The following is a 15,756-nucleotide window of genomic DNA, read 5'->3' as shown; positions in this document are numbered from 1 at the left end:
ATCAAATTGTTATATGAATGAAATGAACGTTATTTTTCGTGATTGTTTTCATGTTTAATATCAATTTCCATCGAAAATACACTTAAATCCACCCTTAAGAGATAAAAGGTAGATAACAGCAGATAAATGATAAATAGATCACATTCATTAATTATTGTTGTTAAAAATGTTAAATAATAAGCATAAAAAAGCAAACCAGATTTAGGTTTGCTCTTGTAAAACATTAAAAATACTGTGAAACGTTAACGACCATCCCAGTTTGTTGTCGCAGATGGCGTACATGCTGTACCACTATTTTTGTCAGAAGCTTTGGTCCAGCATTTATGTCCTTGATTATTTAATACCACATGCCCATCACCAACTTGCCCATTTATTGGCGTTGCTGTAAGTACCCAAGTCTGATCAGCGGGTATTAAAGTAATCGTATAAGACGCATTAGATGTCGGATAATTTTTTGTTAATGCTCCATTATCCAATTTAGCATTGGTATATTTATGATTAATCACACGATAACTTTGCAACCTTTGTGCGATAGTCATCATTTCGCTCTGTACATCAGTGCGCTTAGTCCGTTTTACATAGTCCTGATAAGATGGATAAGCTATGGCCGCTAAAATAGCAATGATTGCAACAACAATCATGAGTTCAATTAATGTAAAGCCTCTATCAGTTAATTGCATCACCACTTCTCCACATCATCAGCACTACCACAATCCATATACTTTTGTAGATTTTCTGTTTGAGCTTTGGTCATACAGCGCAACCCCGCGCTAGTTAATAATAAATCATAATTTTGAGGGTCTTTTTCCGTCGCGCCTCCATTGATGAGGCGCTCTACTTTGATGGCCCAACTCAATCCTTTTACCAATTTAGAATTGTTAGTTTCCACCCCATTACTGTCTACAGTCATGGTTAATGGTTTGTGCTCAGTTCCACCATCAACTAAAGTTAACTGATATTTAGCATTTGTCGATGTTGAGCCTATAGGCAGATAGAGCTTTCCTGTAGTATTGTCATAATAGCTCTTTTTTGTACCGTTATCGTCGTACGCATACCAGAACGATGCATCAAAACCTTTATAACTAAAGTTTTTGGATTTAAACCGTTCCAATTCACTGGATATGCGTAAAGCTTCTTGTTTGGCTACTGCCAAATCTCGTTTACGCATATAACTCTGATAACTTGGAATCGCAATTGTCATGAAAATAGCCGCAATTATCAAAACAACCATCAGCTCAATCAAAGTAAAACCATGATATTTTTTCATCGGGTCACCTTATCTTGATTCGTACCAGCGTAAGTGCTGCAATCTAGCACCAGTATCAAAGAGCTGGCATTCAGGTTTATTTTTATTCGCAGTATCATCACAGAAATTATCTGGCTTTTTCACGATCAGACCTGTTTCATTAAATTTATTGCTAACCCCTAGGCCTAAGCCCGTCCCTAGAATACCTCCCCCTAATACCGTTTTATTTGGGCCTGTTGTTTCCGTTGTATAAAAACTACATTTCCCTGAAGGCAAACAGAATTGATAAAGCTCCGTATCTCCAATAACACCTGAGCCACATGCACCTACAATACCAGTACCATCCTTATGATAAACATTGACATACAACATTCCATCCAAGGCATAAATTTCATTCATTCCTTTATATCTACCCGCAGTTGTGCCGTACTGGTATTTCCAGCCTCCATTATAATTAGCCCCAGTTTTTTGATCGATTCCAGCTCGTAGAGTTGAAAAGCTCGCAGGTGTGATCGTTGTTAACAATACCCCGGTATTGGTCGAGGAGGTTCTTAATTCGCTGTTTGCAATCGTATATAAGTCTGAACGAGCTACATCATTATCATAAATAACATATACAGCATCATTCGCAGTTGTAGTGATCGTATCTACCCCATCAACTCTATGTACTCCCGCCAAAGGAGAACTCCGATTTCCAGAACTTAATGCGACTACGCCAAATAAACCATCTACACCACTGTGCACTGAAAAACTTGGCATTTCATAGAAACGAGGGCTTGCTCCGGCAGTTGTATGTGCATTATATAAACGGACAATCCGCTTACTGAAATTAGCAGTAGATGTCGCTTTGTTATTTAAATCAATTCGGAAAGCTTGGCCACCTAAATCACCAAAAAATAAATGATCAACTAATCCATCATTATCGCGATCCACGGCATTAATTTGGCTCACGACACTATATTTTAGATTAGCATCATTCACTCCAATCCCTGTCGTCGTACTTCTTACATTTGCACTCGCCCACCATAATAAATCCCCACTTCCAGCATCGAACATATAAACGCCCGCTCCCTTTTTAGGTGTGGTGGTATTATTATCTTGGTCATAATCTGGTGCTTCATAGCCCTCATCATATCCGCCCCCTACAAACATAACCAGTTTGCGAACACCACCCCAATTTACCCATGCAATCGTGGGCTTAGACCAGCTCTGTCCCATATAGTTTAGTGGATTATTCGTATCTGGTATTTTCTTACCACTCGCATCTAGTCGAGGAACACCATTATCTTTAACCACAGCATCATCAGGGTTGATATGGAATTTTAAACTTGGACTACTTAGACTGGTCAAATCTAAACCATAATAGCCTCGTCCTCCCATCCGTAAACCACCATAAACCCATTGCAAACCTTTTTGATTGAGATCTTTACCGTCATTATCTTTACGCCCTGAAGTCCCAACCGTTAAAGTTTTATCCGTTTTGGATACATACTGCGTATAAGCGGTCCAAGCCCCATCCATGCCATAATATAAATTTGCCCGGCCACCATTTGTCGCCCCCTCATTCAAGAAGGCTTTAGGTTGCCGCTCCATCATTTCATGTGGCACAAAAGTAAAGGCTTCTTTTCCTCTGTCCGTGTCAGTATCACTTCCCACTTCAATGACATGTAAAGAGCCTTGATTACTTCCAAATAGCAAATAATCTTTCCGACCTGTTGTCGTGACTTGCCCTTTATTATCACCTGATGTTGGAACAACAATTTTACCTTCCTGAGTCAATAAAATCGGTTTTGAGTGCATGGTTGCACCCAATTGACGTTGTATATCTGTTGGTAAGGTTGCAAGTGTTAGGCCGGTGGCATTTTCATTAACTTTATAACCTAAAATATTTAACCAATAATTTTTCTTAGGATCATTGCGCAGCGTTCCTTCAGCATCCGCATTAAATAAAGTTCTTAAGTTTACTCTTTGTAGACTGCTGATTTCTTCAGCTACACCGCTTGCCGTATTTATTTGGCGGTTCGTAAACACTGTCCGATTGGAAGATTGTGTTCCTGAAGCCGTGTCGGTAAATGTTCCTAGTGGCAATTTACCAAGCACTCCGCCATTCCAAATTCCATTTGCAGCGTTATTCAATTGACCACTATCTTGAATGAGTCGAATCGTCTTCGTCGTGTCATACAATTGACCATCCTTAATATGATATTTATTAAGATTTCCAATCCAAAGCTGATAAGGTTCTTGTGGCTTAGGAGTAAACCTTGCATAGTAACCATAAGGTTGGATTTGTATTGGATTTAAGGCATCTACAGGTAAAGTCGGTGAACCTGTCGGAATGGGGTCAAACTCAGGCTTCATATCCTCAACAAAATTTTTAAGACTCTCAATCACTTCTTCTGTAGAAGATGCAGAATAAAAACCGCCCTCACCATATCCCCCTGAACCTGCAATAGTCGTTGTTGTACCATCAGAAAATTTACTTTGCATTCCCCAATTACAAGCATTTTTTTGGTCATTACCTGTAAGTTTACTGCAATCATAATAGGTTCTTTTATTACCCGTTTTAGGGTCAATTAATTCTTTACGAATTTCTCCTCTTGGATCAGCGACATCAAAAACCGAACCAAAACCCACTACTGCTGTTTTAATAACATGTTCATTATTACGCTGCGTACTACTAAAAAGAGGCTGTAAAACACTTCCTGTATTTAAAGATTTAGCAAAAGATCCTATCGATTGCCAATCTGATCGATAATTTCTAAACGAATTATTATTATCATAGTAGCCATTATTTGTTAACCCAGTTGTATACGAATAGTTTCCACTTAAATTTAAGGCATTTTTCATCAATGTACTGGTAATAGCACTTGTACTCGCATTAGGCTCACCATCGGTTAAAACATAAATTCCTTTTCCCGAACATAATGGATCTTTTGTCTTATCCAATGGCGTGACATATTTCCAAGTTGAAGTATTTGTACCTGTACGAACATTTATACCCTCTGCAACACCAATACCACTGTATGTACTATTTCCTCCTGTTGTAGTACCTAACAAATAAGCTGCTGCCTCTGCATAAGCTGATGAAGTTGGCGTACCTCCACTTCCTTTAAATCCCGAATTTCGAATTAAGGTTAATACTCGATCACGCTGGACACTCCCCACGGCGCCCCATTGGTCTGCTGCGATACGAACATATCCTCTATTCCCATCTGCATTATAAGAAAAAGTTCCTATACCTATTTTTGTATTCAGAGGAATATCATTTGAAGTTGCCAGTATATATAAAGAATTTTTTAAACGGCTAATACGGTCATAATATCGTTTCGTTTCACCATAATTATAATAATAATAAAAATTATTACTACCAGTACCTAAGGTAGATCTTGTGTATTTAAAAATTTCTTCATTATCAGGCCGATTTATAAGAGTACTACAGTTAGCGACTGTATTGTCAGATGTCTTGGTACATTTCCACCAATTTGTTTCATCGCTATTAGCACGATAGTAATATATATTACTCCTACCTTTTGTTCCTGTATAACAAAAGTTCGTACTATAACCTCCTGCCACGGTATCACCAGTTACTTTACCTGAAGAACTCACCGTACCTAAATCACAAGGTCCATTATCCGAAACAGCTGTTAGATCCATACTTCCTGACAAATCTAGCATCATCATAACGGTGAGTTCTGTTGCATCAGGCAACTTATAAATATCAATATCACTGGCTTGAGCAGTAACAACATGACATATAGACATAGTCATTAACATTGATACCGATGCCGAAAGTAGTTTTTGATTAAAATTTTTCATTTTTTCACCTCTTACAGGTAGGTATCTATTAAGACTTGAGCTTTGGCGAACTGCCAACAATATAGTCTGCATGCTGGAGGTTATAAGGCACACTTAAGCTTTCAAAACACTCTTCGACCGTCTGTGTATCGTCATTTTTCTTAATTGCCGTCTGTTTAAAACAATTTTCAATCTGTGTATCTGTAGCACTAACATAACTTGGTAAAATTGAAATCACGGTCACACCAATATTATTTGCAACAACAGGGACTTCACTTTGTCCTAGACTGGTTGCTGCTGGTGCCGTACTAAAAGGTGATGCATTCGGCTCTTTATTTTTCTTTAAATAAATCTGCGCCTGAATTGCCGAACGGCCTGAAGAAAACTCTCCCACTTTACAAAAACCCGTATTCCCCATTTTGGTTGTTTTACCATTTTGCTCGATCACACTGGCCTTATCCATTGAATAAAAAGTACTCATCGATGCGGGGCGATAACAAAAAACCAATTCGTCTTCAAGATTAGTCACGGAGTTAAAATAACTAAACATGCCATCAAGCGCCAATTGGCGGGCAATCTGGTTTGGATCTTCAACATTAAATAAAGCTGAATTACTATTTTCTAGCAATAAGGAGCGAACCTGACTATTCGTTGAAATTTTTAAGCCCAGAATACTCGACTTGACAGCCAATGTCCCGATAAGAGCAATCACCACCAAGATAATCAAAACCATGATTAGCGTTGCACCATTTTGCTTTTTCATGATGATGCCCCCAGAGTATTTCTAAATGCCACAACCTGACTAAAAACTTCTCGAAGAAACTTTGAACCCTTCTGCTGACCATCATTTAAAGTGGCATCACTTCCTATAATTTTAAATACTTTTGCATTATCAATCAGTGCTTCAGAATTTAATGGCGTCGTTGAACGGGCCAACAAACCAATTTCAACCGACACAACATTATAATAATTTTTACTGTCGGTAACGGTTACTGGCATTAAAGCTAAATAATCATTAATACTCATATAGCGAAGTTTTCCATTCATGTCTTTTACTTCTAAACGCACTTTGAATGTATCTATACGCTGCATGAGTTGTGTACCGTTTGCCCCCACTGTCATATTTGTAATCGTCGTATCACCCTCTTGGTAATAGCCAGCATCACAATACAAAGAATATGCTGTTGGTTGCCCATCAATTTGGTTAGGGTCGGTTTTCAAGTGATAACGTTGGACAATCGTAGTGACCTTATCAAATTCAAGTCTGTTTCCTTCGCAATCCACATTTTTCGCAGTATAAATAGTGACGTCTTCTTTATCTGCATCGGCTGTGCAGTTAGGCTTATCTTGTTTACATTTTTTTTTCGTAGTCACTTGATACTCAGGAATAAACTGAATCGTCAATTGATCACTATTCCCTGTTGTCGCATCACTATCTTTTGCCTGCCCAGTCAATAAACTGGCATTCACTTTCGATAAAGAAGATGGCAAATTGGCTGTTGTAAAGATCACTCCAGATCCAACCTGTTTATTATTTACTTTTTGAGTTGAAGGCGTATTCAAATTGGCATGCCGTAAATCATGCGTGATCATGGATAAACCAAAATTTGCATTTTGCTGCAATTCACCCATACTGCCCTGTAAACCCAATGAGCGTTGTCCACTTAAAAATACGGCAGTACCAGCGGCAACGATCAATAACCCCAAGGATAATGCAATCATTAATTCCAGTAAGGTTAATCCTTTTTGTTGATTAATCATCATAGTTATATACCTCTACGATAATACACTTCGCTTCAGGCACATACGCTACACCGTTGGTACAGTTTGAAGTTGTTGTTCCATTATCCGGAGTTGTTCCTTCCCATGCCACATAGATACATTTACGTTTTAAACTTGCTGTTCCTTGGCAATTCTGAATCGCTAATTGCATGCCTAAATCGTTTGCAGTATTACTCACCTTTACAAAGTCATAGGCCGCCATTTCTACTGCAGTGCAAAATACTGCATCACTTTCATTCGCACAATTTTTACTCGCTATTATTTTAGTGGTATAACCATTTTTATCTTTAAAAGCTTGAAGTCCATCACGATTACTCCGTATCCGCTCCGACAAATCTCGCGCAATATTCATTGCCTGAATATTACGGCCAGCCTCATGACTCGCGGCAATTGCCTTCATCTGTAAAGCAACAAAACCCAGTACAGCAATTGATAACAGGATCAAAGCTACCAAGACTTCAACTAGCCCTACCCCCCGTTGATGAGATCGCATGATATCTCCTATTCCGTCCCTAAATTTGTAGGACAAGCTGTAAATGATTTATCAAAAATAACTAAACCGCTTCTTCGAGCAATGATCACGGCTTTCATCGTTTCATCTTTTTTACTCTTTAGGATGAAGCATAAATTGTTGGCAGAATTCAAACGCCCCATAGCATTATAAGAAAGAGCCGTTATCGTGGGTTGTCCCCGATCCCAGTCCACTTTATTTGAAGGTTTCCATGCAGCATCTTGATTAACATCTAAAGATAAGCTTTGCTCTTTTTGGCTTAAAATAGCATTTGAACGTATCTCAACTAATTTATCTGTGAAATCACGAGCATCCATATTTAATTGGCTTTTATATATAAGCGCAGATAAAACAGGTGCAGCCATCATTGCAAGCACAGACAGCACTGCAATCGTCACGAGCAACTCAATTAAGGTGAATCCCCGAGTTTTCCCCATTTCCCCAGCACCTAATTTTTAAAATTCACTACTCTATATTAAATTTTATTTTTACAGAACCAATACAAAGCAGATAAACACCAAAAAAAAACGGATGGAGTGTCATCCATCCGTTTCCAGTTCACATTTTTCTAATAAAATTAGGCTTGTATCACCTGGATACGCAACTCTTTTGGTAGACTAAAAGTAATATTTTCTTCTCGTCCTTGCAGTTCTTTGGGTGGAGTTGCCCCCCAGTCTTGCAAGCGCTGAATCACCTGTTTAATCAAAATTTCAGGCGCAGAAGCACCTGCTGTCACACCAATTTTAGTGTCAGCTTTAAACCAGTCTTTTTCAAGCTGATCCGCATTGTCGACCAGATAAGCAGATTTCCCCATACGTTCAGCCAATTCTCGTAAACGATTGGAGTTTGACGAGTTTGGTGAACCGACAACCAACACCACATCGCACTGCTCGGCCAGATCACGCACCGCATCTTGACGGTTTTGAGTGGCGTAGCAGATATCATCTTTACGCGGGCCTTGAATGAGAGGGAATTTAGTACGCAATGCATCAATCACTTTGGCCGTATCATCAATCGAAAGTGTAGTCTGGGTAACAAATGCGACTTTCTCAGGATGTTTAACCATGAGCGCTTCTACATCTTGCTCATCTTCAACCAGATAAATCTCACCACCTCGGGACTTATCATATTGCCCCATGGTGCCTTCAACTTCTGGATGGCCTTCATGCCCGATCAAAATCGCTTCAGTCCCTTCACGCGCATATTTGGTGACTTCGATATGTACTTTGGTGACGAGAGGACAAGTTGCATCAAAGACTTTTAACCCCCGACGATCGGCTTCTTGCTGTACAGCTTTGGATACGCCATGCGCACTAAAGATTACAATCGAATCATCAGGCACCTGATCCAGTTCATCGACAAAAACAGCACCGCGCTGACGCAGATCATCAACCACAAATTTGTTATGTACCACTTCATGACGTACATAAATCGGCGGATTAAAGCACTCCAGCGCCCGATTGACGATTGCTATAGCACGGTCAACACCAGCACAAAAGCCTCGTGGATTGGCCAACACGATTTCCATAACATCCTCTCTCATCATCTGAATTTTTACACCAAACTATTTCGTTTAATGGCACGCTACACTACAATAGCCAAGATATTTTATCATATTCAGGAAAAATATCATGTCGGGTCTCTTGTTTGTCGTTTCTGCAGCTTCAGGAACAGGCAAAACATCTTTAGTCAAAGCCCTACTCGATCGAGTCAGCAACCTGCACGTTTCTGTCTCACATACTACACGCGGTCAACGTCCTGGTGAACTCGATGGTGTTCACTATCATTTTACCAGTAAAGAAAGCTTTTTAGCACAAGTCGATGAAGGTGGCTTTATCGAATACGCAGAAGTATTCGGCAATTACTATGGCACCTCCCAGGCCAAAGTTAAAGAGCAATTGCAACAAGGTCATGATGTTCTGCTTGAAATTGACTGGCAAGGTGCAGAACAAGTTCGTCGACTCTTTCCTGAATCTAAACAAATCTTTATTCTGCCACCAACACAATATGATTTAAGACAGCGCCTCTCGAACCGCGGCACAGACTCGGTCGACGTGATTGAGCATCGTCTCAGCTGTGCAGTTGAAGATATGCGTCATTTTGCCAGTTTTGACTATGTCATTATCAATGATGATTTCAATAAAGCCGTGCATGATTTGGAAGCCATTATTAGCGCAAACCGTTTAGTGACCTCGCAACAAAGCACGCGCCATCAACAATTAATCGAAAACTTGATTACCCTTAATCGCGAATGACTTGAGTCTGGCAGAAAAGCCTTTTATACTACTCAGTCTTTCCAAATGTAATGTTCAAACGAGACAACTTATGGCACGTGTAACCGTTGAAGATTGTTTAGACCATGTAGATAACCGCTTCGAGTTGGTACTGGTAGCGAGTAAACGTGCACGTCAATTGGCACGTCAAGGCATGGAACCTACTGTAGAATGGGACAATGACAAACCAACAGTGGTTGCATTACGCGAAATTGCAGTCGGTCATGTCACCAAAGAAATTTTAAAACAACGCGATCAAGACTACCAGACATCAAACCTTGATATGGTACTGTCTACAAATTCATTAAACTTAGAAGGTTTTACTTTCTAAACCGAATTTGTTGTGCGAAAAGCCCATTGTGAATACTCTGGGCTTTTTTCTTTCTTGCAAAATTCGATGCATATTGATAAAAGCAATATCCGTCATTGAAAAAATTTACGAGTTTTTATAATGAACAAATTGACAAGTTTCGCAATTTGCTTTTCATTAGAAGAGAGGCGTAATGTTTACGAATACTGGCACTGAAAGTACGTTTTCAATGCGATCCAATATGATTTAGCACCTGAAGACGGTACTAAATCACAAAATCATCCATGTAATACATCGTTAAAGTATCAACAGACAGATCATTACTGAATTCAAGTTATAAAGGTGTTATATGCCAGGCGAAGAAGTCAGCCAAGCGAAGCAGCAGCTCAAAGCAATTATTGAAGCCTATCTCAAAGATAGTGACGTTCAACGTGTGCTTGCTGCCTGCGATTTTGCTGATTTAGCGCATAGCGGTATTACCCGTAAAAGTGGTGAGCCCTATGTACTGCATCCAATTGCAGTGAGTTGCATTTTGGCGCACATGCGTCTTGACGCCGATACCTTGATGGCAGCCCTTTTACATGATGTGATTGAAGATACTGAATTTACCAAAGATGAAATTGGGCAGAAATATGGAGTCGTCGTCGCAGAACTGGTCGATGGCGTCACCAAACTCAGCCATTCCAGCGACAAGGAATACAACAAAGCCGCATCATTCCGAAAAATTCTACAAGCAACTTTACAAGATCCTCGTGTCATTATTATTAAACTGGCAGACCGCTATCACAACATGACCACTCTGGGTGCCCTGCGTCCAGATAAGCGTGCCCGTATTGCGCAAGAAACCCTCGATATTTTTGTACCCATGGCGCGTCTGGTCGGTATGAACGAGATGGCGGATAACCTTGAACATCTCTGCTATCAAAATCTTGATTTAGACATGTTTAATGATGTGCAAACTGCATTACTGGAAACCAAGCCTAAACGTTGTGAGTACCAAGCAGTTTGGGAACAAAAGCTCTCTGAACTGTTAAAAGCCTATGACCTCAAAGGTCGAATTAAAAAGAAAAATAACAATATCGAATTGCTGCGTCATTTTATTAAAAATGAAATTGACTTAAATGAACTGAGCCACAGCCATGCTTTTGAAATTATCTTACAAAGCATTGCGGACTGCGACCGTCTGGTTGAGGCACTGAAAGATAATTTTCAGGTTTTACAATATAGAGATCATATTCGCCGCCCTTTACCTGGTGGTAATCAGTCGTTAATGATCCAGCTCAAAGGCGAAAAAACCACACTTTCTTTGACTATTCAAACTGAACTGATGCGCAAAGCTGCGCGTTTTGGTGTGGTTCTCGGAGAAAATGCACCGCAAGCCTGTCGCTCAGCCATTCAAGCCTCTATGCAAAACTTGAATACCCTGATTGATAGCGGCTGTGCGAAAACCACCTTTAGTGATTTACTCGATTATTTGCACCAAGAAAAAATCTGGGTCTATACCCCACACGGGCAATTACATGAATTACCGCAAGGCGCCACTGTGGTTGATTTTGCCTATTCAGCCAGCCTATTTCTGGGAAATCATGCCGTAGGTGCCAAAGTGGATGGTGAAATTCGCCCATTATCCACCCCGTTACATAGTGGGCAAGTAGTTGAAATTATTACCGATGTGTTGGCAACACCAAATCCTGACTGGCTCAGCTTTATCAATACCCAAAAAGCCCGTCGCGCCTTGCAAAATATTCTGAGAGAACAAGATATTGATGAGCAACGCTTGGTTGGACAGCAAGCCTTAAATCGTGCCTTAAAGCTGTTTCAACGTTCGATCAATGATCTTTCTCCAACAGATTGGATTAACGTGCTTGAGTGGCGACATTTAAGCAGTAAAGATACGCTATTTGAACAAATTGCAGTGGGTGATCTATTACCGCAACTGGTTGCCAACCATTTATTTGCACAAGACTATCATTCACAGCACCAAGATGCTTCTGATCGTTTAATCGTCGGCACAGAAGGTGTCGATGTCAAATATGCACATTGCTGTAACCCGGTATTAGGTGATCCAATTCAAGGGCATCTATCTCGACGTGGTTTAATTGTTCATCGCTCACGCTGCCGTAACTTATTACACGAACAGCATCTGCATCCAGAAAACATCATGCCGCTACACTGGCAATCTGAAGAAATCGACGATGTTCGCTTCAGTGCTTATCTTTGTATTCATATGGCCATGAATGATGAACAAATTTCTGATCTCATCTATCAATGTCGTAAAGCCAAAACGGGCGTAGAAATGGTTCATTCACAAGACCAGAAAACTTATGTCAATATTGTGGTCAGCAACCGAAATCAAATTGCTCAAATTATTCGCGATCTCCGTATGCACTTTGGTTTTCCGCGTATTGAACGCTTAAATATGCCGATTGTTCAGCCTGAAGTGACAAAAGCAACCAGTGTCCCTTCGGCTTAAAAATATTTGCCACCGTAAAGCCAAATACATCCTATAAACACAAGAAGCTGGATGATAAGTTCATCCAAGAGCGACTATTCAGTATTCTGCCCTTTCGTCACTCTGGTTTTGTGTTAAAGTCGCATGGGTTAAGATAGAAAAAACGACATAGGAGAGCTTAATGTCACGTCAAGTTATTCATACTGAACACGCCCCTGCTGCGATCGGAACATATTCTCAAGCAATCCTAGTTGGCAATACACTCTACCTTTCTGGTCAGATTGGTTTAGATCCGTACAGTATGGAACTTGTAGAAGGCATTGAAGCTCAAATCCGCCGTGTATTCGACAATCTTAAAGCGGTCTGTACTGCGGCTGGCAGTAGTCTAGCAGATATCGCCAAATTGAACATTTTCCTGACTGATCTCTCTCACTTCCAATTAGTCAATCAGATTATGGGCGAATACTTTGCTCAGCCTTACCCTGCTCGTGCTGCCCTAGGTGTTGCAAGTCTGCCAAAAGGTGCATTAGTCGAAATGGATGGAATCGTAATCATCCCATAATTTTTTAAATTTAGATTTATCAAAAAGATATAAACCAACAAAAATATCGCCGATCAGGCGGTATTTTTTTATTCAAATTCCCAATAATAATATACTCATTGTTAGAATGAAATTCATTGACAAACGATAATAATTATCAATAATATCAACTATCGCATTTATATTTGTGGCTTACTCCCATGTATGTTTGTTTATGTCGTGGAATTACGGATCAGGATATCAAAGACGCTGTTGCAAACGGCGCTGAAAGCTATCGCGAAATCCGTGAGCTTCTCGATTTAGGCACATGTTGTGGTCGTTGTGCACCTGAAGCCCGCGCCATTATCAGCGACGAACTTGCAGAAATCGCTGCACGCATTTCTATAGCTGCCTGATTTATCTTTAAAATTACTCCGCTAATTCAATTCGTGTTTTACGACTCCGCCGCTTCTTGTAGAACTTTAAATAGTCCTCATCTAAGCGGTTTTTTTATAAAAATCATAACCCTATCAGGATGTTTTTGATTGTGATTTTCATTTGCCGTTCTATAAATTACTCGCCATAACATTATTTGTTGATTAAGATAATATAAATTGCCTTAGCAACTAGGGCATCACGTGGTGTTTTGGAGTAAACGCAATGAAAGGCAATCGCGAAGTTATCAATCAGCTGAATCAGGTGCTTTACCACCATTTAACAGCAATTAACCAATATTTTTTACACTCTCGCATGTTTAATGACTGGGGCATTGAACAACTTGGTTCTGCCGAGTACAAAGAATCAATTCGCCAGATGAAACACGCAGACAAAGTCATTGAACGCATCTTATTTTTAGAAGGCCTGCCGAATTTACAACATTTAGGTAAGCTCTATATTGGTCAGCATACTGAAGAAGTCCTGAACTGCGATATTCGTAAGGTGAAAGAGAACATTGCCGCACTCAAGCAAGCAGTTGAGCTTGCCGAGTCAGAACAAGACTACGTGACCCGAGATTTAGTCCAAGAAATTCTAGAGAAAGAAGAAGAATATTGGGACTGGTTAGATACGCAACTTGATTTGGTTGAAAATGTTGGTATTGAAAACTATATTCAAAGCCAAATTTAAGAAACTCAAACAACGCTTGAGTTTTACCCAAAAATAAAGCCCTGATCAGGGCTTTATTTTTTACATTGCTCGCTTATTCATTTCTACAACTTCAGGCAAACTCAGCTTTTGCCCATACAACTGCTGTAAAATAAATAGCTGCTGTTCCGCTTCTTCAAACTTTTGATTATAAGCAAGTAACTGCGCATACTTCTTCAAGTTATACGGTGTTGCTTTATTCTTAACCCGCTTTCCAAATTGCTCTAAATCAGCCTCAGCCATTATCGTTTGTGGTTTTAAACGAATCCAGTCCATGCGTTGCTGAAATTGAGTCAATAACAGAATTTTAGAGCTGCCCAATATTTCAACTGTCGGTTGCTGCTTTTTAAAGATTAAACGGCTATTCTCTTGAAAAAGCTTATAATCACGCCAAATCAACAACATAACCACAATCGCAATCAGCCAAATACACCGAATCACATTCTTATATAAATGAATCCCTTTTAACTCTGGGGTTTGTGCTTGAATCAGACCAAGAAGAAAGCCCATTGGAAGCAAGAAATAAGCATAACGCTGTGGGAACTCCAACAGGGCATGAATCAGAATCGCAGAGACCATCAAAATCGCAATAATCGAGGTTGTATCTTTGGCATTTTTATCCAGCCAGAAGAACCACAACACCATATACGCAATAATGAGCAGGCCAAGCGGTAATCCATTCCAGACCAAAATATCTAGTAATACATTATGTGCACTAGTTACCCATTCATGGTTTGGATGTAAATGAAAAACCGTCATTTGTGCAACACTGGTCTGGTTCCATCCATAGCCAAACCAAGGTTGCTCTTTCAACGCCAATAACATCTGTGCCCAGATATCTAAACGTAGGTAACCTGAGCTGGCACGCTCAGCTACACTGCTGGTTTGAACCAATTCAGAATGGAATACAGTTTGAATCAAGCTTTGAAGAAAAGGTAATCCCCAGACAGCAATAGCAAAAAATCCAAGACACCATATCCAAAGTTTAGGTAAATTTAAGCGTGGTTGTTGTCTATATTGCTTATACATCCAATAGAACAGAATAAATAAACATACCACCCACGAAGTTCTAGATTGGCTTAATGCAATGGTAAATACAATAAGTAAGCTTGGAAGAGCCAGCCAGCACGATGACATTATTCTTTTTTCATAAAGATATAAAGTCCCCATCAACCCCATGATTAAAAAAGTTGCTAAGTGGTTTGGTTGACCAAAATTAGCATAAGGCCGATCGCCTTTGAGCTGCATGACACCATTAATCACGCCATCTAGACCACACCATTGTGCAATCGCAATTCCACTACAGATTATCGCAATACCAAACAGAAGTTTGGATATTTCCTCCATTAAGCTATCGCGCTTCTCGACCTGTAATGAAAGGTTAAAGCCCAGCACGATCATTAACCAAAAAGCGAAAATATAAAGCGAACTTAACAGCGCCGTACTAAAATCGTAGACTAGTCCAAAACCCCACTGAATGAGAGGAACCAGAATAATGGGCGCAATCAACAGTTGTGCTCGAGGCACAAGCATTTTTTTATTGAGGAACACCGCAAGTAGCGCTAGGCCTGCACCAAAACCTGCTAATTCACCTGAGAACGTTACCCATGGATAAGTATGAAATGGGGAGAGCCAAGCAAAACTAATGAGAACGCTGGCAAGAAAAAAGCATATAAATTGCATACTTTGTACATATTAAAAAGGCTTAGCGGAATTATATCGCT

The 15,756-nt window shown here is 39.9% G+C and carries 15 protein-coding genes; 6 read left to right on the top strand and 9 right to left on the bottom strand.

Going from position 1 to position 15,756, the window contains the following annotated elements; translation table 11 throughout:
- Positions 1-242: 242 nt before the first annotated feature.
- The 8 genes from F907_RS14225 to ispH form a co-directional block, all read right to left on the bottom strand.
- Positions 243-680 carry a type IV pilin protein gene (locus F907_RS14225; protein WP_016651462.1) on the bottom strand — a complete coding sequence of 146 codons (438 nt, stop codon included), beginning with the start codon at positions 678-680 and terminating at the stop codon, positions 243-245.
- Complete coding sequence (locus F907_RS14230) at positions 680-1,267, bottom strand: type IV pilin protein (protein ID WP_016651461.1); 588 nt, start codon at positions 1,265-1,267, stop codon at positions 680-682. The genes F907_RS14225 and F907_RS14230 overlap by 1 nt, the downstream gene beginning before the upstream one ends.
- Before the next feature lie 9 nt (positions 1,268-1,276).
- A complete protein-coding gene (locus F907_RS14235; protein WP_016651460.1) occupies positions 1,277-5,062 on the bottom strand; it encodes a pilus assembly protein in 3,786 nt (1,261 codons plus the stop codon).
- A gap of 28 nt (positions 5,063-5,090) precedes the next feature.
- Positions 5,091-5,804, bottom strand: coding sequence for a pilus assembly PilX family protein (locus F907_RS14240; protein WP_016651459.1), 714 nt, complete (start codon positions 5,802-5,804; stop codon positions 5,091-5,093).
- Positions 5,801-6,802 (bottom strand): PilW family protein, encoded by a 1,002-nt coding sequence (locus F907_RS14245; protein WP_032861825.1) that lies wholly within the window; start codon positions 6,800-6,802, stop codon positions 5,801-5,803. The genes F907_RS14240 and F907_RS14245 overlap by 4 nt, the downstream gene beginning before the upstream one ends.
- Positions 6,795-7,316 (bottom strand): type IV pilus modification protein PilV, encoded by a 522-nt coding sequence (gene pilV, locus F907_RS14250; protein ID WP_016651457.1) that lies wholly within the window; start codon positions 7,314-7,316, stop codon positions 6,795-6,797. The genes F907_RS14245 and pilV overlap by 8 nt, the downstream gene beginning before the upstream one ends.
- An 8-nt stretch (positions 7,317-7,324) precedes the next feature.
- Positions 7,325-7,771: a pilus assembly FimT family protein gene (locus F907_RS14255; protein WP_016651456.1), complete on the bottom strand. Its 447-nt coding sequence runs from the start codon at positions 7,769-7,771 to the stop codon at positions 7,325-7,327.
- 140 nt (positions 7,772-7,911) lie between these two features.
- Positions 7,912-8,862 (bottom strand): 4-hydroxy-3-methylbut-2-enyl diphosphate reductase, encoded by a 951-nt coding sequence (gene ispH, locus F907_RS14260; protein WP_005238404.1) that lies wholly within the window; start codon positions 8,860-8,862, stop codon positions 7,912-7,914.
- Between the two features lie 103 nt (positions 8,863-8,965).
- On the opposite strand from ispH, the gene gmk reads away from it, so the two are divergent.
- From gmk to bfr, 6 genes are all read left to right on the top strand, one after another.
- Positions 8,966-9,589 (top strand): guanylate kinase, encoded by a 624-nt coding sequence (gmk, locus tag F907_RS14265; RefSeq protein ID WP_005275870.1) that lies wholly within the window; start codon positions 8,966-8,968, stop codon positions 9,587-9,589.
- A 70-nt stretch (positions 9,590-9,659) separates the two neighbouring features.
- Complete coding sequence (gene rpoZ / locus F907_RS14270; protein ID WP_004657467.1) at positions 9,660-9,938, top strand: DNA-directed RNA polymerase subunit omega; 279 nt, start codon at positions 9,660-9,662, stop codon at positions 9,936-9,938.
- A 328-nt stretch (positions 9,939-10,266) separates the two neighbouring features.
- A complete protein-coding gene (locus F907_RS14275; protein WP_016651455.1) occupies positions 10,267-12,390 on the top strand; it encodes a RelA/SpoT family protein in 2,124 nt (707 codons plus the stop codon).
- Between the two features lie 160 nt (positions 12,391-12,550).
- Positions 12,551-12,931: a RidA family protein gene (locus F907_RS14280; protein ID WP_016651454.1), complete on the top strand. Its 381-nt coding sequence runs from the start codon at positions 12,551-12,553 to the stop codon at positions 12,929-12,931.
- A 179-nt stretch (positions 12,932-13,110) separates the two neighbouring features.
- Positions 13,111-13,305 (top strand): bacterioferritin-associated ferredoxin, encoded by a 195-nt coding sequence (locus F907_RS14285; protein WP_004657461.1) that lies wholly within the window; start codon positions 13,111-13,113, stop codon positions 13,303-13,305.
- Positions 13,306-13,549: 244 nt separating this feature from the next.
- On the top strand, positions 13,550-14,014 hold the full coding sequence (bfr, locus tag F907_RS14290; RefSeq protein WP_005238394.1) for a heteropolymeric bacterioferritin subunit Bfr: 465 nt from the start codon (positions 13,550-13,552) through the stop codon (positions 14,012-14,014).
- 60 nt (positions 14,015-14,074) lie between these two features.
- Here bfr and F907_RS14295 read toward each other — a convergent pair whose 3' ends face one another.
- Entirely contained in the window at positions 14,075-15,715 is a 1,641-nt protein-coding gene (locus F907_RS14295) for a PglL family O-oligosaccharyltransferase (RefSeq protein ID WP_016651453.1), read from the bottom strand.
- Positions 15,716-15,756 lie beyond the last annotated feature (41 nt).

The sequence above is a fragment of the Acinetobacter colistiniresistens genome, from assembly GCF_000413935.1.
Lineage (GTDB): Bacteria > Pseudomonadota > Gammaproteobacteria > Pseudomonadales > Moraxellaceae > Acinetobacter > Acinetobacter colistiniresistens.
The sequence above is the reverse complement of the archived record's forward strand: the minus strand, read 5'-3'. Positions and strand labels throughout refer to the sequence as shown.